Annotated in this window: 13 protein-coding genes; 6 read left to right on the forward strand and 7 right to left on the reverse strand. The window is 68.6% G+C overall.

Going from position 1 to position 22,475, the window contains the following annotated elements:
- Positions 1-92: 92 nt before the first annotated feature.
- Genes ABT061_RS21685 through ABT061_RS21695 form a run of 3 tightly spaced genes read right to left on the reverse strand, consistent with a single transcriptional unit; the run spans position 93 to position 3,869 of the window.
- Positions 93-947: a sugar ABC transporter permease gene (locus ABT061_RS21685; protein ID WP_350920549.1), complete on the reverse strand. Its 855-nt coding sequence runs from the start codon at positions 945-947 to the stop codon at positions 93-95.
- Positions 944-2,563 carry an ABC transporter permease subunit gene (locus ABT061_RS21690; protein WP_350920552.1) on the reverse strand — a complete coding sequence of 540 codons (1,620 nt, stop codon included), beginning with the start codon at positions 2,561-2,563 and terminating at the stop codon, positions 944-946. The genes ABT061_RS21685 and ABT061_RS21690 overlap by 4 nt, the downstream gene beginning before the upstream one ends.
- A 13-nt stretch (positions 2,564-2,576) precedes the next feature.
- Complete coding sequence (locus ABT061_RS21695) at positions 2,577-3,869, reverse strand: sugar ABC transporter substrate-binding protein (protein ID WP_350920555.1); 1,293 nt, start codon at positions 3,867-3,869, stop codon at positions 2,577-2,579.
- A 401-nt stretch (positions 3,870-4,270) separates the two neighbouring features.
- Here ABT061_RS21695 and ABT061_RS21700 point away from each other — a divergent pair, with 401 nt between their 5' ends.
- From ABT061_RS21700 to ABT061_RS21715, 4 genes are all read left to right on the forward strand, one after another.
- The gene (locus tag ABT061_RS21700; RefSeq protein WP_350920558.1) at positions 4,271-5,869 is read left to right on the forward strand and encodes a glycoside hydrolase family 13 protein; all 1,599 of its coding nucleotides are present in this window, start codon (positions 4,271-4,273) and stop codon (positions 5,867-5,869) included.
- Between the two features lie 207 nt (positions 5,870-6,076).
- Positions 6,077-11,863: a pullulanase-type alpha-1,6-glucosidase gene (pulA, locus tag ABT061_RS21705; RefSeq protein WP_350920561.1), complete on the forward strand. Its 5,787-nt coding sequence runs from the start codon at positions 6,077-6,079 to the stop codon at positions 11,861-11,863.
- A gap of 93 nt (positions 11,864-11,956) precedes the next feature.
- Positions 11,957-13,990 carry a carbohydrate-binding module family 20 domain-containing protein gene (locus tag ABT061_RS21710; protein WP_350920564.1) on the forward strand — a complete coding sequence of 678 codons (2,034 nt, stop codon included), beginning with the start codon at positions 11,957-11,959 and terminating at the stop codon, positions 13,988-13,990.
- 90 nt (positions 13,991-14,080) lie between these two features.
- Positions 14,081-17,065, forward strand: coding sequence for a carbohydrate binding domain-containing protein (locus tag ABT061_RS21715; RefSeq protein WP_350920567.1), 2,985 nt, complete (start codon positions 14,081-14,083; stop codon positions 17,063-17,065).
- A 140-nt stretch (positions 17,066-17,205) separates the two neighbouring features.
- Here ABT061_RS21715 and ABT061_RS21720 read toward each other — a convergent pair whose 3' ends face one another.
- Positions 17,206-17,778: a putative glycolipid-binding domain-containing protein gene (locus ABT061_RS21720; RefSeq protein WP_350920570.1), complete on the reverse strand. Its 573-nt coding sequence runs from the start codon at positions 17,776-17,778 to the stop codon at positions 17,206-17,208.
- A gap of 164 nt (positions 17,779-17,942) precedes the next feature.
- Here ABT061_RS21720 and ABT061_RS21725 point away from each other — a divergent pair, with 164 nt between their 5' ends.
- Positions 17,943-18,818 (forward strand): AEC family transporter, encoded by an 876-nt coding sequence (locus ABT061_RS21725; RefSeq protein WP_350920573.1) that lies wholly within the window; start codon positions 17,943-17,945, stop codon positions 18,816-18,818.
- Between the two features lie 84 nt (positions 18,819-18,902).
- On the opposite strand, the gene ABT061_RS21730 is transcribed toward ABT061_RS21725, so the two are convergent.
- Positions 18,903-19,862 (reverse strand): LysR family transcriptional regulator, encoded by a 960-nt coding sequence (locus ABT061_RS21730; protein WP_350920576.1) that lies wholly within the window; start codon positions 19,860-19,862, stop codon positions 18,903-18,905.
- A 29-nt stretch (positions 19,863-19,891) separates the two neighbouring features.
- Here ABT061_RS21730 and ABT061_RS21735 point away from each other — a divergent pair, with 29 nt between their 5' ends.
- Positions 19,892-21,238 (forward strand): aspartate aminotransferase family protein, encoded by a 1,347-nt coding sequence (locus ABT061_RS21735; protein WP_350920579.1) that lies wholly within the window; start codon positions 19,892-19,894, stop codon positions 21,236-21,238.
- Between the two features lie 36 nt (positions 21,239-21,274).
- On the opposite strand, the gene ABT061_RS21740 is transcribed toward ABT061_RS21735, so the two are convergent.
- Positions 21,275-21,997, reverse strand: a complete 723-nt coding sequence (locus tag ABT061_RS21740; protein WP_502991461.1) for an MgtC/SapB family protein — start codon at positions 21,995-21,997, stop codon at positions 21,275-21,277.
- Between the two features lie 84 nt (positions 21,998-22,081).
- Entirely contained in the window at positions 22,082-22,351 is a 270-nt protein-coding gene (locus ABT061_RS21745) for a hypothetical protein (RefSeq protein WP_350920582.1), read from the reverse strand.
- Between the last annotated feature and the right edge of the window lie 124 nt (positions 22,352-22,475).

Here is a 22,475-nt window from a genome sequence, read left to right on the forward strand (position 1 = left end):
CTATCCTTTCGTGATGAGGAGTCGACGTTTCAGCCCGTGGACGCGCCCGGGGTCGCGACTTGTCCTTCGTTTCCAAGGGGGTAGGGCACCCCCTAGCCCTTGACCGCTCCGGCGGTGAGGCCGGAGACGATGTACTTCTGCAGCCAGAGGAAAACCCCGACCGTGGGGACCGCGGTGATCAGCGTGGCCACGGCGAACATGCCGAAGTTGGCGTTGCGGCCGTCACCGGCGATCATGCCGAACATACCGACCGCGAGGGTCTTGCTCTCCGGGTCGCGCAGGAAGATGTTGGCGATGATGAACTCGCTCATCGTGCCGATGAACGCGAGCATCGCGGTGACCGCGATGATCGGCGTCACCAGCGGCAGGATGATCCGCCAGAAGATCTGCGCGTGCGTGGCGCCGTCGACCGTCGCCGACTCGTCGAGCTCCTTGGGGATCGTGTCCAGGAAGCCCTTCATCAGCCAGGTGTTCACACCGAGCGCGCCGCCGAGGTAGAGCAGTATCAGGCCCCAAGCCGTGTCGAAGCCGAAGGCCGGGTAGAGCTCGGTAACCTTCGTGAAGATCATGAAGATCGTCACGATCGCCAGGAACTGCGGGAACATCTGGATCAGCAACAGCGCCAGCAGGCCCGTCCGGCGGCCCTGGAAGCGCATGCGGCTGAAGGCGTAGGCCGCGAACATGCTCAGCAGCAGACTCGCGAACGAGGCGGACAACGCGATGACGATCGAGTTGATGAACCACCGCCCGAACGGATAGACGTCGGAGCTGAACAGGTTGACGAAGTTGTCCAGGCTCGCCCCGGTCGGCAGGAGTTCCGAGGAGGCGAGCGTGCCCAGCGGGTTGATCGCCGCGGAGACCACGAACAGGATCGGGAAGAGCGCGAACGCCACCACCGCGAGCACCACCAGATGGCGCCAGCCGACCTGCTTGAACCAGCGCGTCATGAGTACACCTCCTCCTGGCGGCGGGTCTGCCGGAACGTGATCGCCGAGACGACGGCCACGATCGTGAAGATGAAGACCGAGATCGCCGCGGCGAAGCCGAACTGTGCCGAGCCGGTGCCGAACGCCAGCCGGAACGTGTAGGTGATGAGCAGGTCGGTGGCTCCGACCTGGGGGCTGTCCGCCGAGAACGGGCCGCCCTGGGTGGTGAGCTGGATCGCGTTGAAGTTGTTGAAGTTGAACGCGAAGGAGGAGATCAGCAGCGGGGTGAGTGCCACCAGGAGCAGCGGCAGCGTCACCTTGCGGAAGGCGTACGCCGGTGAGGCACCGTCGATGCCGGCCGCCTCCGTCAACTCCCTGGGGATCGCCTGCAGCGCGCCGGTGGTCACCAGGAACATGTAGGGGAAGCCGAGCCAGAGGTTGACCAGGATGACCGCGAACCTGGCCGTGGTCGGCTCGCCCAGCCAGTCCAGGCTCAGCCCGAACATCTGGTTGATCAGACCGAAGTCCCGGTTGAACATGTCCCGCCAGACCATCAGCATCGCGAAGGACGGCATCGCGTACGGCAGGATCAGGGCGATCCGGTAGATCTTCGTGCCCCGCATCCGCGGGTGGTGCAGCACGAGTGCCACTCCCATGCCCAGCCCGAACGTGGCTGCCACGGACGCCACCGCGAAGAACGTGTTCCACACGAAGACGCCGAAGAAGTGGCCGGAGATGGCCGGGTCGGTGAGGGCCCGCGCGAAGTTGGCGAAACCGATGTTGACCTGCCAGCCCTGCGCGAGGTTCTGGCCCGAGGGGTCGGTGAAGAAGCCCTTGGACTCGTCGGCCGTCCAGCGCTCGCCGGTCTCGGCGTCGACGATGCAGTCGCACAAGGTGTTGTAGGTCTTCTGCGCCCTGCCCTCGACGGCCCGGCTCAGGCCGTTGGCCTTGATGGCACCATTCGGGGTGGGGACGGAGAAGGCGGAGATCTCCGGCCCGCGTTCGGCCGCCTGCGGGGTGGTCAGAACGGTGTAGCCGGGGGCCTGCGTGACCTTGCCGCTGAGGCTGACCTTCGCGCCGGGCAGCGGGGTGAGCCCGTCCGCGGCCCCGACCTGAACCTGCTTGGTCTTGGTGTCGACCAGCAGGAAGACCAGTTCGTCACCCTTGAGCGCGGTGGTGAGGCCGTACTCGGGCGAGCCGGGCGTCTGCTTCACCGAGCCGGACTCGATCGCCGCGATCGCCGCCTGCTTGTCTCCGCGGTGGCCGTCACCGAAGTTGGTGAAGGCCGTGGTCATCGTGTAGACGACCGGGAGGACCTGGAAGGCGATCAGGAAGATCGTGCCCGGCACCAGATACTTGGCCGGGACGTGTCGGCGGCTCAGGTAGAGGTAGCCGACGACCGCGGTGACGAGGCCCAGGAGCGCGAGCGCGACCCAGGCCTCGGTGGCGATCAGCGGGGGCACCGCGTAGAGCAGGACCGCCGCCACGACGCCGAGCACGGCGATCCGGCTCACCACGAAGGCCGTGGTGATCTCGCGTCGTCTGGGAGCCGGGCCGTGCTTTCCGGTCTCGCCTCGCGGCCCCGGCCGGGGAGGGCTCCCGCCCTCCCTGGCCGTCTTCAGCTCCGGAGTGGACATCGGTCGTCCCGGGTCAGTTCTTCAGCGAGTCGTCGATGGCCTTCTGCGCGGCGGCCGCGGCCTTGGCCGGGTCGCCGCCCTTGACCACGGCGGTCTCGGCGATGCCGAAGGGCTCCCAGATGGCGGCCATCTCGGGGATGGCCGGCATCGGGAAGCCGCTCTTGCCCGCGTCCATGAACTTGCCGGCGTCGGGGTCGGTGGCCTTGACCGCCTCCAGCGCGGCGGTCAGCGCCGGCGGGCGCGGGTCGGCCTCGTAGAGGGCCTTGGCGACATCCGGGTTGGTGACGTAGTTGCTCACGAACTCCTGGGCCAGGGCCTTGCTGCTGCCCTTGGAGGCGACGAAGAAGGACTGCACGCCGACGAACGGGGTCGCGGGCTTGCCCCCCTCGAAGCCCGGGACCGCGGTGATGTCGTAGCTCAGGCCGCTCTTCTTCACGTCGGCCATCGCCCACGGGCCGGAGATCAGGAAGGCGCACTTGCCCGCGGCGAAGTTCGGGATGGAGTTCTCGTTGGTGAGCGAGGTCTTCAGCGCGCCGTCACCCTTCTCCCCGAGGTCCTTCAGCTTGCCGAACGCCGCGACCGAGCCCTCGGAGCCGATCAGGACCTTCTTGGGGTCGGGGTCGCCGGAGTCGGTGGCTCCGAACAGGGCGCCGCCGCCCGAGGCGAAGATCGGGTAGATGTGGAAGGCGTCGCCGCGCTGGGTGACCGGCAGGCAGAGGATCTCCTTGACCTTGCCGTCCTTCTTCAGCTTCGTGCCGGTCTTGACCAGTTCCTCGATGGAGGCCGGGGCGTCGGGGACCAGTTTGGTGTTGCGGATCAGCGCAATGTTCTCCACGGCGTACGGCGCGCCGTATACCTGGCCGTTGAAGGTGACCGCCTTCAACGCGATCTCGGGGAACGACGCCTGCTGCTCGGCGGTCAGGTTCACCGGGTCGATGGCACCGTTCTGGACCAGGTTGCCGATCCAGTCGTGCGCGCCGACCATCACGTCGGGACCGCTGCCCTGCTGCGAGGCGGCGACGAAGGCCTGCTGGTTGTTGTCGCTGATCTCCTTCACCTCGACGGTGACACCGTTCTCGGTGCCGAACTCGTCGGCGAAGGGCTTCAGGGCCTTGGTCCGGTTCGGGTCGACCCAGATGACGAGCTTGCCGTTGCCCTTGTCCTTCGCGGGGGCCGAGGTGGCGGCCGAAGTGTCGGCCGTCGCGCTGGGGGCCGCCTCGCCAGGCGTCCCGCCGCCGCCACAGGCCGTGACGGCAAGAGCCAAGGCCGCCACCGTGGTGGCGGCACCCGCAACACGGACGCGCATGGGATCTCCTCGTGGTCTGTGAGGTTTTCAACATAAAGATCTTTTATGACCACTTTCACGCTTCGCGTCACGTTTAAATGATCTTGACCTTGATGTGGCTTATGTTTCCCGGACGTTAGCGATTGGTTGCAAGCTTTGGAAGAACTTGCGAAGCAGAGTTATCAGACCGCTATCTGACCGCAGAAAGCCGCTTGCAATACATCCCCAATCGACCGATTTGTCCTGATTCAGGAGATCGAAAACTGGAGGTTGACATCCAATCGGCATCTGAAACTTGCTGAAATCCAGCTTGACGCCCCCAGAGCCGCACGGGATCCTTCACCGGACATCACGGACATCCATTCGCGTCAACGGACATCGCGGGGAGCTGCGGTCCGGACCATCCCCGGGAGGAACAACCAGTGACCATCCTTGGCAACGACGACTGGTGGCGCGACGCGGTCGTGTATCAGGTCTACCCGCGCAGCTTCGCCGACGCCGACGGTGACGGCACCGGCGACCTCCAGGGCGTGCGGAGCAGGCTGCCGTACCTGAAGGCCCTGGGCGTGGACGCGATCTGGCTCAGCCCGTTCTACACCTCGCCCCTGGCCGACGGCGGCTACGACGTGGCCGACTACCGCGACGTGGACCCGCGCTTCGGCAGCCTCGGCGACTTCGACCAGATGATCGGCGACGCGCACGGACTGGGCATCCGGGTCATCGTGGACCTGGTGCCCAACCATTCCTCCGATGCGCACCCGCGGTTTCAGGCGGCGCTCGCGGCCGGGCCCGGCTCCCCCGAGCGCGACTGGTACATGTTCGGCGAGGGCTTGGGCGAGAGCGGCGAATTGCCGCCCAACGACTGGGAGTCCATCTTCGGCGGCCCGGCGTGGACCCGGCTGCCCGACGGCCAGTGGTATCTGCACCTGTTCGCCCCCGAGCAGCCCGACCTGAACTGGGAGAACCCGGAGGTCCGGGCCGAGTTCCGCGACATCCTGACCTTCTGGCTGGACCGGGGGGTGGACGGCTTCCGGGTCGACGTGGCGCACGGCATGATCAAGGCCGAAGGGCTGCCGTCGGTCGGCCGGAGCAGCGACGAGGACGGCCGCCAGGCGGAGATGCTCGGCGACGAGCTCGTGCCGTACTTCGACCAGGACGGCGTGCACGACATCTACCGCGAATGGCGGCCGATCCTGGACAGCTACCCGGGAGGCCGGATCGGGGTCGCCGAGGCCTGGGTCGCCACGCCGGAGCGGCTGGCCCGCTACATCGGCACGGAAGAGCTGCACCAGGCGTTCAACTTCGACTTCATGATGGCCGACTTCCATGCCAAGTCGTTCCGCACCGTCATCGACAGGTCGCTGGCCGAGGCGGAGCTGGTCGGCGCGCCCACCACCTGGGTGCTGTCCAACCACGACAAGTGGCGGCACGTGACCAGGTACGGCGACGGCGAGACGGGATTGCGCCGGGCCCGCGCGGCCACCCTGCTGATGCTGGCGCTGCCCGGCTCGGCGTACCTTTACAACGGCGAGGAGCTGGGCCTGCCCGAGGTGCTCGACCTTCCGGACGAACTGCGCGAGGATCCGGCGTTCCTCCGCACCGGGGAGAGCCGTGACGGCTGCCGGGTACCGCTGCCCTGGGGCGGAACGGTGACCGAGGGTTTCCGGTTCGGCCCGACGGGCGCCGCCAGGCCGTGGCTGCCGCAGCCGGCGTCCTGGGAGCTCCTCACCGCGGATGCCCAGGAGGACGCCCCGGACTCGACCCTGAACCTCTACCGGACCGCGCTGCGGATCCGCAGGGAACACCCGGCGCTCGGCGGCGGCCAGGTGAAGTGGCTGGACTCGCCGGAGGACGTGCTGGTCATCGCCCGCGAGCCCGGCCTGGTCGTGGTGGTCAACATCAGCGACAGCCCGGTCACCCCGGCGGAGCTCGGCCTGACCGGCGAGCCGCTGGTCTCCAGCGGCCCGCTCGGTGCGGACGGCTCGATCCCCGCCGACACCGCGCTCTGGCTCGCGGTCTGAAAGCTCAGGGTCTGAGCGGTCTGAAGGGTCGCGGTCCGGAGACCGGCAGGCCGGAGGCCCACGCCCCAGGGCTGGTTCAGAACATATTTCAGGAAATTTCTGCAAGGCATTGCATAGGTCATCTCCAGTGAGTAACTTCCGGGCAACACCCCCGAAACACTGACATATGTGGAGGCCTTGGTGGTCTGGCCGCTCCCCCCGCGGCGCGTGGGTACGTCACGACCGGGCGTAGGCGCCCGCATCGCCGGGGCCGCCGTCGCGGCGGTCCTGCTCACGTCCTCGCTCGCTGTATCCGCCTCACCCGCCGCCGCGCTCCAGGCGACCCCGGCCCCGGCCGGGGTCGTCTCCGCGCTGAGCCGTACGGCGGAGCCCTCCGACAGAGACCTCGCCCGCGACGCGCTCCGCGCCGACCTGAGCCGCGAACGCTTCTACTTCGCGATGACCGACAGGTTCGCCAACGGCGACACCGGCAACGACCGGGGCGGCCTGTCCGGCGACCGGCTCACCACCGGCTTCGACCCGACCCACAAGGGCTTCTACCAGGGCGGCGACCTCAAGGGGCTGCTCGGCAAGCTCGACTACATCAAGAACCTGGGCAGCACCGCGATCTGGATCACTCCGGCGTTCGTCAACCGCCCCGTGCAGGGCACCGGCGCGAACGTCTCGGCCGGCTACCACGGCTACTGGATCACCGACTTCACCAGGATCGACCCGCACCTGGGCACCAACGCCCAGATGAAGGAGCTGGTGCGCGAGGCGCACCGGCGCGGGATGAAGGTCTTCTTCGACATCATCACCAACCACACGGCCGATGTGATCGACTACGCGGAGAAGACCTACTCCTACCGGTCCAAGGGCGCCTATCCCTACGTCGACACCGACGGCGTGCCGTTCGACGACCGGGCCTACGCGGGCAAGAACACCTTCCCCAAGGTGGACACCGGCTCGTTCCCGTACACCCCGGTCGCTCCCAAGAACGCCAAGACCCCGTCCTGGCTGAACGACCCGACGATGTACCACAACCGGGGCGACTCCACCTTCAGCGGTGAGAACGACCAGTACGGCGACTTCTTCGGCCTCGACGACCTGTGGACCGAGCGTCCCGAGGTCGTCAAGGGCATGACGGACATCTACCAGACGTGGGTGCGCGAGACCGGCCTCGACGGCTTCCGCATCGACACCGCCAAGCACGTGAACATGGAGTTCTGGGAGAAGTTCTCCCCGGCCCTGCGCGGCTACGCGGCCCAGCACGGCAACAAGCGGTTCTTCATGTTCGGCGAGGTCTACTCCAGCGAGCCCGCCTTCACCAGCCGCTACTCCACCCGGGGCCAGATGAACGCCACCCTGGACTTCCCCTTCCAGGAGGCCGCCCGTTCCTTCAGCGGCGGCACCGCGGGCGCGGCGCGGCTGGCCCAGCTGTACGCCGGCGACGACTACCACACCGACGCCGACAGCAACGCCGCGTCGCTGCCGACCTTCCTCGGCAACCACGACATGGGCCGCATCGGCCGTTTCATCTCCCAGGACAACCCCGGCGCGCCCGACTCCGAGCTGCTCCGCAGGGACCTGCTCGCCCACGAGCTGATGTACCTCACCCGGGGCCAGCCGGTCGTCTACTACGGAGACGAACAGGGCTTCACCGGCAAGGGCGGCGACCAGGACGCCCGCGCGTCCATGTTCGCCTCGAAGACCGAGAGCTACCTGAGCGACGACCTGATCGGTACCGACGCGACCCACGCGCGCGACAACTTCGTCCCCTCCCACCCGCTGTACCGGGGCATCTCCGCCCTGGCCGCGCTGCGCGACGCCCACCCGGCCCTGGCCGACGGCGCCCAGATCGAACGGCTCGCCTCAGGCGGCGTCTACGCCTTCTCCAGGATCGACGCCGCGCGGCAGGTCGAGTACGTCGTGGCGGTCAACAACGCCGAGCAGCCGGCGAACGCGAGCGTGCCCACCTTCTCCGCGGGCGCCGCCTTCACCAGGGTGTACGGGGAGGGCGCCGCCGCGCTCACCACCGGCTCGGACACGAAGCTCGCGCTCACCGTCCCCGCCCTGTCGGCGGTGGTCTACAAGGCGTCCGCGAAGCTCACCGCCCCGTCCACGGCCCCGGCCGTCTCCATCGCCCTGCCGGGAGCCGAGATCAGGGGCACCGCCGAGGACGGCCGGATCCCGGTCACCGCGACCGTACCGGGAGGCGGCTTCGACCAGGTCACCTTCGCCGCCAAGGTCGGCGGGGACGCCTGGCGGGTGATCGGCACCGACGACGCGCCGAACGCCTCCCCCGCGGGCCGTACCTTCCGGGTCTTCCACGACCTGCGCGGCATCGCGGCGGGCACGAAGATCTCCTACAAGGCGGTGGTGAAGGACTCCGCGGGCCGCTTCGCCTCGGCGAGCGCGGCGGCGACCGTCGGCGCCGAGCCCACCCCCGAGGAGCCGGGCGCGGTCAAGCGCGACTGGCTGGTCGTGCACTACCAGCGCGAGAACTACGACGGCTGGGGCCTGCACGTCTGGGGCGACGTCGAGAACCCCACGGAATGGGCCGAGCCGCTCAAGCTCACCGGCGAGGACGCCTACGGCCGTTTCGCCTGGATCAAGCTCAAGCCCGGCGCGTCCAACGTCGGGATCATCGCCCACAAGGGTGACGAGAAGGACGGCGGCGACCGGGTCGTCAACCCCGCCAGGAACGGCGAGGTCTGGCTCGCGGAGGGGAACGCGGAGACGCACCTGTCCCGCGCGGCCGCCCAGGGCTACACGACGATCCGCTACAGCAGGCCGGACAAGAACTACGACGGCTGGGGCCTGCACCTGTGGGGCGACGGGCTCGCCGACGGGGTGCCCACCGAGTGGGCCACCCCGCGCCCGCCGGACGGCACCGACTCCTACGGCGCGTTCTGGAAGGTCCCGCTGAAGAACGCCTCGACGCCGGTGAACTTCATCATCCACAAGGGCGACACCAAGGATCCCGGCCCCGACCAGTCGTTCACCCCGGCACTCCAGCCGGAGGCCGCCGTCGTCTCGGGCGTGGCGAAGATCCACCCGACCCGGGCCTCGGCCGAGAACGTGGCGATCCTGCACTACCACCGTCCCGACGGGAAATATGAAGGCTGGGGACTGCACCTGTGGGGTGACGTGGCCCAGCCCACCGAGTGGGCCACCCCGCTCCAGCCCACGGGCGAAGACGCCTTCGGCGTCTACTTCCGCGTCCCCCTGACCGAGGGGGCCAAGAACGTGAGCTACATCATCCACAAGGGTGACGAGAAAGACCTTCCCGACAACCAGGCGCTGGACCTCACGGCGACCGGCCACGAAGCCTGGCGGATCGCGGCCACCGAGGGCTACCTGCTGCCACAGCCGGCGGCACGCGGCGCGGACGCCGACCTGTCGAAGTCCTCGGCGCACTGGATCGACCGCGGCACCGTGGTGTGGAAGGTCGAGCCGTCGTCCTCGCTCCGGCACTCCCTGGCCTTCTCCGAGAAGGGCGACATCACCTATGCCAAGGGCGACCTGACCGGCGACATCCGGATCATCCGCCTCCTTCTCGGAGCGCTCACCGAGGCGCAGCAGGCGAAGTGGCCGCACCTGGCCGGGCACGCCGCGTTCACGATCGACCCGCGTGACGCCGACCTCGTCGGAAAGGCACTGCGCGGCCAGGTCGTGGCCGTCGAGCGCGACGCCTCGGGCGTGCTGCTGGCCGCCACCGGCGTGCAGTTGCCCGGCGTACTCGACGACCTGCACGCCAAGGCGGCGACCGCCGGCCTCGGTCCCTCATGGAGCGGTGGCACGCCCGGCCTGTCGGTCTGGGCGCCGACGGCGCGCAAGGTCGAGCTGGCGCTCTACCGCGACCCCTCCGGCGGGGCCCGCACCGTCCACGCCATGCGGCGCGACGACGGCACCGGCATCTGGTCGGTCCGCGGACAGCAGGGCTGGAAGAACCGCTACTACACCTTCCTGGTCACGGTCTACGCGCCCGCCGAGGGCAAGATCGTCACCAACGAGGTGACCGACCCCTACAGCCTGTCGCTGGCCGCCGGCTCGGGCCGCAGCCAGCTCGTCGACCTGTCCGACCGTTCCCTGCGGCCCGACGGCTGGTCGTCACTTGCCAAACCCAAGGCGGTGCCGCAGGAGAAGGCGTCGATCTACGAGCTGCACGTGCGCGACTTCTCCGCCTCCGACACGACGGTCCCCACCTCCAGCCGCGGCACCTACTCGGCCTTCACCGGCGACTCGGCGGGGATGAAGGAGCTGCGCGGGCTGGCCAAGGACGGCCTGACCCACGTGCACCTGCTGCCCGTCTTCGACATCGCGACGGTCCCCGAGCGCCGGGCGGAGCGGACCGAGCCCGACTGCGACCTGGCCTCGATGCCCCCCGACTCCGAGGAGCAGCAGGCCTGCGTCGCGCGCACCGCGGCAGGAGACTCCTTCAACTGGGGCTACGACCCGCTGCACTACACGGTGCCCGAGGGCTCCTACGCCGCCGACCCCGAGGGGTCCTCGCGGATCAAGGAGTTCCGGAGCATGGTCGGCGGGCTGAACGGGGCGGGTCTGCGGGTGGTGATGGACGTGGTCTACAACCACACCCACGCCGCCGGCCAGGACTCCACCTCGGTGCTCGACCGGATCGTGCCCGGCTACTACCATCGGCTGCTCGACGACGGCACCGTGGCCACCTCCACCTGCTGCGCCAACACCGCGCCCGAGCACGCCATGATGGGCAAACTCGTCGTCGACTCCGTCGTCACCTGGGCCCGCGAGTACAAGGTGGACGGCTTCAGGTTCGACCTGATGGGCCACCACCCCAAGGCGAACATGCTCGCGGTCCGCGCCGCCCTGGACAGGCTGACCGTGGCCCGCGACGGCGTGGACGGGAAGTCGATCATCCTGTACGGGGAGGGCTGGAACTTCGGCGAGGTCGCCGACAACGCCCGCTTCGAGCAGGCCACCCAGGCCAACATGGCGGGCACCGGGATCGGCACCTTCAGCGACCGGCTCCGTGACGCGGTCCGCGGCGGCAGCCCGTTCGACCCCGACCCGCGGGTCCAGGGCTTCGGCTCGGGACTGGCCGGGGCGCCCAATGGGTCGCCCGCCAACGGCGACGAGGCGCAGCAGCGGGCCCGGCTGCTCGGCTACCAGGACCTGATCAAGGTCGGGCTGGCCGGCAACCTCCGCGACTACACCTTCACCGCCTCGGACGGCAGACAGGTCAAGGGCTCGCAGGTCGACTACAACGGCTCCCCCGCCGGATACACCGCCTCGCCGGGCGAGGTCGTCACCTACGTCGACGCCCACGACAACGAGACGCTGTTCGACGCGCTGGCCTACAAGCTGCCGCAGGCCACCACCATGGCCGACCGGGTGCGCATGCAGTCGCTCTCGCTGGCCACGGCCGTGCTCGGGCAGGGCACCTCGTTCGTGCACGCCGGCAGCGAGCGGCTCCGCTCCAAGTCGCTGGACCGCAACTCCTACGACTCCGGCGACTGGTTCAACCGGCTGCTCTGGGACTGCTCGGCGGGCAACGGCTTCGGCGCCGGGCTCCCCCCGAAGGCCGACAACGAGGACAAGTGGCAGTACGCCAGGCCGCTGCTCGCCGACCCGGCGCTGAAGCCGGACTGCGCGGCGATCGGCGCGGCCCGCGCCCGCTACGGCGAGCTGTTGAAGATCCGCTCGTCCTCCCCGGCCTTCGGTCTCGGCAGCCTGGCCGAGGTGCAGAAGCGCCTGACCTTCCCGACCAGCGGCACCTCGGAGACCCCGGGTGTGGTGACCATGCACCTGGACGCCTCGGGGATCGACCCGCGCTGGAAGTCGATCACCGTCGTCTTCAACGCGACCCCCGAGACACGGCCGCAGACCGTCGCCGCGCTGAAGGGCACCCAGGTGACGCTCCACCCCGTCCAGACGGCCGGCGACGACGCCGTCGTGAAGCAGTCGACGTTCGACCCCGCCACGGGCACGCTGACGGTCCCGGCACGCACGGTCGCCGTCTTCGTCCAGCCCTGACCCCCGCATACCCCGGAAAGACGGCCGGGCCAGGTGTTGCAGCACCCGGCCCGGCCAGGGAACCCGTCCATCGATCCTGGAGGCCCCCCACTCATGAAACCCTACAGACTCATCGTTGCCACGGCGTTAAGCGCGCTGGCGGGCGCCGCGGTCGTGGTGCCCGTCGCGCTGAGCACCCCCGCCCAGGCGGCACCGCCCACCCCCGGCCCGATCGTCAAGCTGTGGAACTGGAACTGGAACTCCGTCGCCAGGGAGTGCACCGACATCCTCGGCCCGGCCGGATACTCCGCCGTGCAGGTCTCGCCGCCGAGTGACTCGATGTCCAAGGGCGGCTCGGTCTGGTGGGACATCTACCAGCCCGCCCGCTACACCCTCACCAGCAAGTTCGGTGACGAGAACGCGTTCAGGAACATGGTGAACGCCTGCCACGCGGCGGGCGTCAAGGTCCACGCCGACGCCGTCATCAACCACATGACCGGCCAGGGCAGCACCAGCTACGGCGGTTACAGCTTCGGCAAGTACAACTACCCGGGGCTCTACTCATCCTGGGACTTTCACTCCCCCACCTGCGGGATCAACGGCTCCGACTACAAAAACGACGGCTGGCGGGTGCAGAACTGCGAGCTGGTCGGCCTGTCCGACCTCAACACCGGCTCCGAGTACGTCCGCGGCCAGATCGCCGGCTACCTCAACAAGCTGACCTCCCTGGGCGTGGACGGCTTCCGCATCGACGCCGCCAAGCACATCAACCCGGGCGACCTGGCCGCGATCAAGGGCAAGCTGACCGGCTCGCCCTACATCCACCAGGAGGTCATCCAGGGCGACAACGAGGCGATCACCCCGAGCCAGTACACCGGGATCGGCGACGTGCACGAGTTCGTGTACGGACGCAAACTCAAGGAGCAGTTCGCCGGGCAGATCAAGAACCTGCAGAGCTTCGGCCAGAGCTGGGGCCTGTCGGTGCCCAGCGACAAGGCCGTGGTCTTCATCGACAACCACGACACCGAGCGTAACGGCTCGACCATGAACTACAAGTACGGCGACGCCTACAAGCTGGCCAACGTCTTCATGCTGGCCTGGCCGTACGGCACCCAGCGCGTTTACTCCGGGTTCACCTGGGGCGACAGCGAGGGCGGCCCGCCGTCCGCCAACGGCGGCTTCGTCACCGACGTCAACTGCGGCAACGGCCAGTGGACCTGCTTCCACCGCCAGATGAGCGGGATGGTCGGCTTCAACCGCGCCGTCGCCGGCACCTCGGTCGGCAACTGGTACGACAACGGCAACAACGTGATCGCCTTCAGCCGCGGCAACAAGGGCTGGGTCGCGATCAACAACGAGGGCGGCAGCGTCACCCGTACCTTCTCCACCGGCCTGCCCGCCGGAACCTACTCCAACGACGTGGGCGGCGGCACGGTGACCGTCGACTCGAACGGCTCCGCCTCGGTGACCGTCCCCGGCAAGAGCGCGGTCGCCATCCACGTCGGCGGCGTCAGGCCGACCGACCCGCCGCCCGGTGACGCGACCGTCTACTACTCCACCACCTGGGCAGACGCCAACATCCACTACCAGCCCACCGGCGGCGCCTGGACCACCGTCCCCGGCGTCGCCATGAACGAGACCGCCTGCGCCGGCTGGAAGAAGAAGACCGTCGCCCTCGGCACCGCCACCGGGCTCAAGGCCGCCTTCAACAACGGCTCCGGCACCTGGGACAACAACGGCGGTTCCGACTACACCATCGGCCGCGGGGTGAGCACGGTCAAGAACGGCGTCGTGACCGCCAACGCCACCTCCCCCTGCGGCCCCGAACCCAGCCCCACCCCGACGGTGAACCCCGGTAAGGTCGCCACCTCCTTCAACGCGAACGTGACGACCTCCTACGGCCAGAACGTCTTCGTGGTCGGCGACGTCGCCGAACTGGGCAGCTGGAACCCCGCCAACGCGGTGGCGCTCTCATCGGCCGACTACCCGGTCTGGAAGGTCACGGCCAACCTGCCGGCCAACACCGCGGTCTCCTACAAGTACATCAAGAAGAACCCCGACGGCTCGGTGACGTGGGAGAGCGACCCCAACCGGTCCTTCACCATCCCGGCGAGCGGCACCGCGACGCGCAACGACAGCTGGCGCTGACCTCCTGGCCGGGCCTCGGCCCGGCCCACCATCCCGGGCGCCCACCGGCGCCCCGGACCATCCCGCCACCGCCTCACACAGAGGAACCCCATGCGCTCATCTCCCAAACGCGCCCTCAGACTGCTCACCGTCGCGGCCTTCGGCCTGACCTCCGCCGTCGTCCCGCTGTCCGCGGCCCTGGCCGCCAACAGCGTGACCGTCTACTACGCCACCGGCTGGACGACCGCCAACATCCACTACCAGCCCACCGGCGGCGCCTGGACCACCGTCCCCGGCGTCCCCATGAACGAGACCGCCTGCGCCGGCTGGAAGAAGAAGACCGTCGACCTGGGCTCGGCCACCGGGCTCAAGGCCGCCTTCAACAACGGCTCCGGCACCTGGGACAACAACAACGGCGCCGACTACACCATCGGCACCGGGACCGTGAAGGTCTCCGGCGGCCAGGTGACGTCGGGTGACCCGTGCTCGGGAGGCGAACCACCGGGCAACCAGGCCGTCGTCTACTTCTACAAGAAGACCAAGGGCTGGACGACCGCCAACATCCACTACCAGCCCACCGGCGGCGCCTGGACCGCCGTCCCCGGCGTCCCCATGAACGAGACCGCCTGCACCGACTGGGCCAAGAAGACCGTCAGCCTGGGCTCGGCCACCGGGCTCAAGGCCGCCTTCAACAACGGCTCCGGCACCTGGGACAACAACAACGGCGCCGACTACACCATCGGCACCGGCGTCAGCACCGTCAAGAACGGCGTCGTGACCGGCAACGCCGCCGACCCATGCGCCCCCGAGGTTCCGGACACCGAGAAGCCCAGCACGCCGACCGGTGTGACGGCGGCCGCGACCGGTGTCTCGATCGCACTGACCTGGAACGCCTCCACCGACAACGTCGGGGTGACCGGCTACAAGGTCACCCGCACCGGCGGCACCGGGGGAACCAAGGTCGTCGAGGTGACGGCCACCGCGCACTCCGACACCGGCCTGGCGGAGAACACCCTCTATCGCTACACCGTCCAGGCCAGGGACGCCGCCGGCAACCTCTCCGGGGCGAGTGCGGAGGCCACCGCCACCACCGGGAAGAAGCCCGAGGAGCCCAAGGGCGGCACCCCGCTCGGCGGCGACCCGCGCGAGGACTCCATCTACTTCGTGATGACCGCCCGGTTCGCCGACGGCGACACCTCCAACAACCGGGGAGGCAGCCAGCACGTGAAGTCGGGCAACGCCGCGAACAACGACCCGATGTTCCGCGGTGACTTCAAGGGCCTGGTCGACAAGCTCGACTACATCAAGGGCCTCGGCTTCTCCGCCCTGTGGATCACCCCGGTCGTGCTCAACCGCTCCGACTACGACTTCCACGGTTACCACGGCTGGGACTTCTACCGGGTCGACCCCCGCCTGGAGTCCGAGGGCACGTCGTACCAGGATCTGATCAACGCCGCCCACGCCAAGGGCATCAAGATCTACCAGGACGTCGTCTACAACCACAGTTCCCGCTGGGGCGCCAAGGGCCTGTTCACCCCCACCGTGTGGGGCGCGCGCGACGATCAGTGGAAGTGGCTCTACAGCGAGAAGGTGGCGGGCCGGCAGTACGACCCGATGCAGGAGCATCAGGGGAACGCCCCGGACCTGACGGCCGCGCAGAACGCGATGGCCAAGGGCAGGCCGTACAACGGCGACCAGTGGTCCACCACCGAGCCGGCCGGCAACACCTGCCGTAACTGGGGCACTCCCACCCAGTGGAGCAGCCCCGAGGGGTACCGCATCTACAACTGCCAGTGGCCGAACCCGACCTCCGGCATGTTCCCCGCGAACTACTACCACCAGTGCTGGATCGGCAACTGGGAGGGCGAGGACTCCCGTAGCTGCTGGCTCCACGACGACCTGGCCGACTTCAACACGGAGAGCAAGGTCGTCCAGGACTACCTGATCGACGTCTACAACAAGTACATCGACATGGGCGTGGACGGCTTCCGCGTCGACACCGCCGTGCACATCCCCAGGGTCACCTGGAACCGCCGGTTCCTGCCCGCGATCCGCGAGCACGCGACCGCGAAGTTCGGTGCGGAGAAGGCCAAGGACTTCTACGTCTTCGGCGAGGTCGCCTCGTTCGTGCACGACAAGTGGAACCGCGGCTCAGTGAACCACTCCGCCCAGTTCTTCACCTGGAAGGAGCGCAAAGAGTACAGCGCCGACGACGTCCGAGCGGCGATCGAGCAGTACGACTACGAGAACCTGATGGGCCCCGGCAACCAGCCCACCAGCACCAACGCCACGCTGAACGGCAACACCTACCACGCGCCCGACCACAGCAGGTTCTCCGGCATGAACGTCATCGACATGCGCATGCACATGAACTTCGGCGAGGCGTCCAACGCGTTCCACAACGGCAAGGACTCCGACGACAGCTACAACGACGCCACCTACAACACCGTCTACGTCGACTCCCACGACTACGGCCCGAACAAGTCCTCGGTCCGCTACGACGGCGGCACCGACGCCTGGGCGGAGAACATGAGCCTGATGTGGACCTTCCGCGGCATCCCGACGCTCTACTACGGCTCGGAGATCGAGTTTCAGGCGGGCAAGCCGATCGACTGCGGGCCGACCTGCCCGCTGGCCACGACGGGGCGCGCCTATTTCGGTGACCATCTGGCGGGATCGGTCACCGCCTCCGGTTTCGGCACGGTGTCCAGTGCCTCGGGCACGGTGACGCAGACCCTCGACAAGCCGCTGGTCAAGCATGTGCAGCGGCTCAACCAGATCCGCAGGGCCGTCCCGGCGCTGCAGAAGGGGCAGTACTCCACCGAGGGCGTCTCGGGCGGCATGGCCTACAAGCGTCGTTTCACTCAGGGGTCCGTGGACAGCTTCGTGCTGGTCTCGGTCTCCGGGAACGCCACCTTCACCGGCATCCCCAACGGCACCTACGTCGATGCCGTCACCGGTGACAGCAAGACCGTCACCGGCGGAACGCTCACCATCTCGCTGAGCGGCAAGGGCAACATGAGGGCCTACGTGCTCGCACTGCCCGGCAACCCGGCTCCCGGCAAGATCGGCGTCGCGGGGCCGTACCTGAGGTGACCGCGCCCGGTGGCACCGCCCGGATCGGCCTCCGAGCCGATCCGGGCGGTGTCGCGCCGTTCACCACGCGCGATGCCGCACTCCCCCGACGTTGGCCGGCTCCGGCTGCCCCGCCGGGGTGTCGCGGCGGGCGCAGGCCGTCAGGAGTCGATCAGCTTCGCGAAGCCCGGGTAGTCGACCACGATCCCGTCGTCGTCGAAGACGAGGTCGGCGTGCAGGCCCCCGCTCTCGCAGCGCACCAGGTTGGGACCGAGGTGGGTGTAGCGCTGGGGATGGTGGCTCACGTGCAGGTGGGGCACCTGGACCGCGGCCGTGACGATGTCCACGTGCCCTTTGGAAGCGTTGAGGCCGTGCCGCAGGACCGGCATGGTGTGCGTCAGCGGCGAGAGCTCCAGATCGCAGTCGAGCGCGTCGTTCAGGACGTTCATGTCCCCGCCGGGCAACGCCCCGTCCAGGCGCCCCTCCTCGTAGGTCTCACAGGACCAGGCTCCGTGGACGGAGCGGCGCAGATCGAGGGACCGGGACCAGTCCGCGCCGTGAGCCCGTACCGTCAGCAGCTCGGTGATGTATCCGGGCAGCACGCGCAGCGTGTATTCCAGCCGGTAGGGCACCGGATCCGTGCCGATCGCCACGCCGACCGCCATCATCTCCCCGGTGAGGTCGACCTCCGCGTATTCGGCTCCCTCGTCCTTCAGCCACACGAGCCCGCGCATCGCCGTCCCCCCGCCCGCTCCTTCCCGGCCCACGAGTGAGATGACCCGGCGGCACGGGAATACCCCTGGCCGGTGAGCGTGAACCTCCACACCATTCCAAGAACGTTAAACAAGACGCGTACCCCCTCGGCCCTCCGGTGCAAGGCCCGGCTACGGTATGCCGGGTGCAGGCGGTTATTGCGGCGTTCGTCCCGATATGGTGCATCGGTGCCCTCGGCTGGCTGGCCGCCCGTTCCGGGTCGGCGAGCGTTCAGGTCCGGCAGGCGCTGACGAGGTTCGCGTTCACCATCGCGATGCCCTCGGTGCTGTTCACCACGCTCAGCCGTACCCCGCTCAGCCAGATCCAGCCCGGCCCGCTGCTCGCCTTCGCGATCAGCACCTTCACCGTCGGCCTGCTGGCACTGGCACTGTTCCGCGGCAAGCTGCCCGACCGGGTGACCGGCGCGATGGCGTCGTCCTACGTCAACGCCGGCAACCTCGGCATCCCCGTCGGCCTCTACGTCCTGCACGACGCGACGTTCGTGGTGTCGGTCCTGATGTTCCAGGTCCTGGTGGTCTCCCCGCTGCTCTTCCTCGGTCTCGGGGCCGGCGGCTCGTCCTTCCTCGCCCCGCTGCGGACGCCGATCGTGGCGGCCTCGATCCTCGGCCTGGGCGTGTCCGCCCTCGGCTGGCGGTTGCCCGACCTCGCGCTGCGGCCCCTGGAGATCCTCGGTGGCGCCGCGGTGCCCCTGGCGCTCTTCTCACTGGGCATGTCCCTGAACGGCTCGGCCGTCGCCTGGCGCGGAATCGGACCGGTGGTGGTGCTCAAACTGCTGCTCCAGCCGCTGGTCGCTCTCCTGGCCGGACGTTTCCTCCTCGATCTCGACGGTCCCGCGCTCTTCGCTGCGGTCCTGTTCGCGGGACTTCCGACCGCCCAGAACACCTACGTCTACGCCGCCGAGCACGGCCGTCCCACCGAACTGCCCCGCGACGCCATCCTCGTCTCCAGCCTCCTGTCCCTGGTGACCCTGTCCGTCATCGCCCTGCTGGGAGCCGGGTGATCCGAGAGATCCGTCCGTCCGGTACGTTCGTTCGTCATCTGGGCGAGCGTGGTGGCGAAGTGCCGTCAACAGCGCATGCGGGCGCTATGAGGCGTGAGCGGAGGCCCGCCGAAGTGCTTCGATCACGGTCGTGATCGCGGGCCGCCGCGCGCTGCCGGAGCGAACGGCAACCACGATCTTCCGATCGGAGAGACCGATGATCGGGCGAGCGACGACGCCGGCCCTGGGCTCGACCGCGAGCTCGGGGAGCACCGCGACGGACAGTCCTGCGGCGACGTGGGAGAGCAGCACACCGTAGCTGGAGAAGCGACCGGCGACGATCGGCTCGAATCCGGCGAGCCGGCAGTGACGAGGAACGAGCTCACCCAGGTACGTGCCCGAGTGGTCCAGCGCCCACCGCTCCGCGGCGAGATCGGCGAGCGAGACGACGTCGAGCTCCCCCACCGCATGAGCCGCGGGCGCGACAAGCAGGAGCGGGTCGGTCGCGAGCGGGATCACCGTGATGGTGGGGCTCAAGAGCGAGCCGTCGGCTTCGTCGACGGTGACCACGAGATCGCAGCGGCCCTGATGGAGCGCCGCCATGCTCTCGCGCGGCTCGATCTCGAGCAGCTCCAGCCTCAGCCGCGGATGCGTGCGCGCCACAGCCGTCACCGCCTTGATCAGGATCGGGGCGATCGAGCTGGCGAACCCGCCCACGCGTAATTGTCCCGCGGGTTCGGTTGTGACCTCGGCCAGCTCCGCCTCGATGGAATCCATGTGATCGCGCAGCTCGCGCGCCCGTTCCACGAGCGTCGCACCGGTCGGCGTGAGGGTGAGGGTTCGACCGACCCGTTCGAAGAGCTGCACTCCCGTCTCGGCCTCCAGCACTGTGAACTGCTGCGACACCGTCGAAGGGCTCAACATCAGTTCCGCCGCCACGGCGCGCACGGTTCCGACCCGCTCGAACACATCGAGAAGCCGAAGTCGCCACGGGTTCAGAGTCATGACACGCAGCCTACTGTTCGATGGAACCGAACAGAATGATGGAAATGCTGCGATGGACATGCACAGTCTGACGTCAGTACCGTCGAACCATGTCGTCCATCGCCTCCGAACCCCCACTCGCCTCCGATGCTGCGTTCTGGTCAGATGTTGACAAGCACGTCATCCGGTACGGCGCCCCGTTCGTTCCGGAGATAATCGCGCGCGCCGAGGGAAGTTTCGTCTACACCGAAAGGGGACGGAAGATCCTCGACTTCACGTCGGGGCAAATGAGTTCCATCCTCGGCCACTCGCACCCGGAGATCGTGGCGACAGTACAGCGCCAGGTCGCCGGTCTCGACCACCTCTACAGCGGCATGCTCTCCAGGCCGGTCGTCGAGCTCTCGCGACGCCTGGCCGAGACGCTGCCCGCCCCTCTCGCCAAGACCTTGCTTCTGAGCACGGGTGCGGAGTCGAACGAGGCGGCGATCCGGATGGCGAAGCTTGTCACCGGAAAGCATGAGATCGTGTCGTTCGCGCGGTCCTGGCATGGCATGACCCAGGCCGCAGCCGGGGCGACCTACAGCGCAGGACGCAAGGGATACGGTCCGGCCGCCCCGGGCAACATCCCGATCCCGGTCCCCTACGAGTATCGGCCCGATTTCATCGACGCGGAGGGGCGACTTGACTGGCGGCGTCAGCTCGACGTCGCCTTCGGGCTCGTGGACGCGCAGTCCACGGGAAACCTCGCCGCCTGCATCATCGAACCGATCTTGAGCTCCGGGGGAGTCATCGAACCGCCGCTCGGCTACCTCGCGGCACTCAAGCGCAAGTGTGTGGAGCGCGGGATGCTCCTCATCCTCGACGAGGCTCAGACCGGGCTGTGCCGTACCGGCACCTGGTACGCCTTTCAGCGCGACGGTGTCGTTCCCGACATCCTGACCTTGTCGAAGACGCTCGGCGCCGGCCTGCCACTTGCCGCAGTCGTCACCTCGGCCGAGATCGAACAGGCCGCCGCCGAGCGGGGGTTCCTCTTCTTCACCACGCATGTCTCCGACCCCTTGGTCGCCGCCGTCGGCAACACCGTGCTCGACGTGCTCGAACGTGACGCGCTCGATGCGCGAGCGACCGAGTTGGGGGCGTTCCTGCGCGCCGGTCTGCTGTCCATCCAGCACCGGCACGCCATCATCGGCGACGTGCGTGGCCGTGGGCTCCTCCAGGGAGTCGAACTCGCGCCCGGCACCGGCGCCGAGGAGAGCTCGGACGAGCTCGGAGCGGCCATCACCCGCCGCTGCCTCGAACTCGGCCTCCACATGAACATCGTGCAGCTGCCGGGAATCGGCGGCACGTTCCGGATCGCCCCCACTCTCACCAGCACCGAAGACGAGATTACCCTCGGCCTGGAGATGCTCGACCAGGCGATCGCAGAGGTGACCGCACGAACGCACCTCGCTGCTTGACCGGGAAAGGGGAGAGCGCCACGGTGGCGACGGCCGTCAGACCGTGGGCGCGTTGGCGTCCTGGCTCACCACCGCGAGCACCCCGTCGATCTCGGAGAGCGCGGTGGTCAGCTCGGTTATCAGGCCGACTCCGTGCACGGTGAGCCAGAGCGAGACGGTCTCCGGGACGTGGCGCTCGCCGCGCTGGTCGATGGAGAGCTCGTCCACGACGAATCCCCGGTGCGTGCATTCGGCCAGTACCAGCCGGAGCACGCCCCTCCTGTCGAGATAGGTCAGATGGAGCCGTGAGGGGGCGTACCTGGACCAGGGAAGCCGGTCGGCCAGCGGGGTGAGGACGAGTACCGTCATGAAATATCCCGCGGTCACGGCCGTCGCCAGCAGCCACAGCCCCGCCCCCGCCGCCATGCCCACCGCGGCGGTGAGCCAGATCGCCGCAGCGGTGGTGAGACCGCGGACCGCGTCACCGCGGACGAATATCAGGCCGGCGCCGATGAAGCCGATGCCGGAGACGATCTGGGCGGCCACCCGGGACGGATCGAGGGTGACGTGCTCTCCCAGCACATCGGCGAAGCCGTATTTCGACACCAGCATGAACAGGGCGGCGGCGAAACCGACCAGGGCGTGGGTGCGCAGTCCCGCGCTCTTCTGGCGGATCTCCCGCTCCAGGCCGATCGCGGCCGAGAGCACGAAGGCCAGGGCCAGCTCACCGATCTGCGTCCAGCCCTGTCCTGCCAGGTCACCGAGAGGTGCCAGCGCCACCACCTCCAGGTCGGGCCGGCAGGCCCCCTCCCGGCCCCGGTCCGCCGGGAAGGGCCGGGCCGCCGCTCGGTGTCTCTTTCCTCGCTACGCCGCCTCCGCGGCCTGCCCGGCTTCCCGCAAGAGGGGCGAGAACCGCTGTTCGGTCAGATAGTGACCGATCCCGACGATGAGCACGAGGGGCCATTCGACGACTCCGAGCGCGCCCAGCGCGCCCAGCACGCCGTAGAAGACCAGTCGGTCCGCCGGTGGCACGGTCAGCGTGCCGATCACCGGCAGGCTGATGTGCGGCCGCTCCGCCCCACCCGCCTGGCCGCCCGCTCTGCCATCCAGTGCGCTGGCGGTTCCCTTGACCATGACAGCCTCCGTGAATCACGACGTACTGTCGCAAGTCCCCGGCCTCACGTGGCCTGTAACGCCGTTTGATGAGAACTTTGCCCGTCCCCGGGTCCTCAGCTCCGGGCCAGGCGCCAGATGTGGA

This window comes from Streptosporangium sp. NPDC002544 (genome assembly GCF_040295965.1).
In the GTDB taxonomy this organism is placed as follows: domain Bacteria; phylum Actinomycetota; class Actinomycetes; order Streptosporangiales; family Streptosporangiaceae; genus Streptosporangium.

What these genes read in the sequence shown, in the direction of transcription:
- ABT061_RS21685 (WP_350920549.1), bottom strand. Translation starts at nt 947, where the DNA reads ATGACGCGCTGGTTCAAGCAGGTCGGCTGGCGCCATCTGGTGGTGCTC.
- ABT061_RS21690 (WP_350920552.1), bottom strand. Translation starts at nt 2,563, where the DNA reads ATGTCCACTCCGGAGCTGAAGACGGCCAGGGAGGGCGGGAGCCCTCCC.
- ABT061_RS21695 (WP_350920555.1), bottom strand. Translation starts at nt 3,869, where the DNA reads ATGCGCGTCCGTGTTGCGGGTGCCGCCACCACGGTGGCGGCCTTGGCT.
- ABT061_RS21710 (WP_350920564.1), top strand. Translation starts at nt 11,957, where the DNA reads ATGAAACCCTACAGACTCATCGTTGCCACGGCGTTAAGCGCGCTGGCG.
- ABT061_RS21715 (WP_350920567.1), top strand. Translation starts at nt 14,081, where the DNA reads ATGCGCTCATCTCCCAAACGCGCCCTCAGACTGCTCACCGTCGCGGCC.
- ABT061_RS21720 (WP_350920570.1), bottom strand. Translation starts at nt 17,778, where the DNA reads ATGCGCGGGCTCGTGTGGCTGAAGGACGAGGGAGCCGAATACGCGGAG.
- ABT061_RS21730 (WP_350920576.1), bottom strand. Translation starts at nt 19,862, where the DNA reads ATGTCCATCGCAGCATTTCCATCATTCTGTTCGGTTCCATCGAACAGT.
- ABT061_RS21735 (WP_350920579.1), top strand. Translation starts at nt 19,892, where the DNA reads ATGTCGTCCATCGCCTCCGAACCCCCACTCGCCTCCGATGCTGCGTTC.
- ABT061_RS21745 (WP_350920582.1), bottom strand. Translation starts at nt 22,351, where the DNA reads ATGGTCAAGGGAACCGCCAGCGCACTGGATGGCAGAGCGGGCGGCCAG.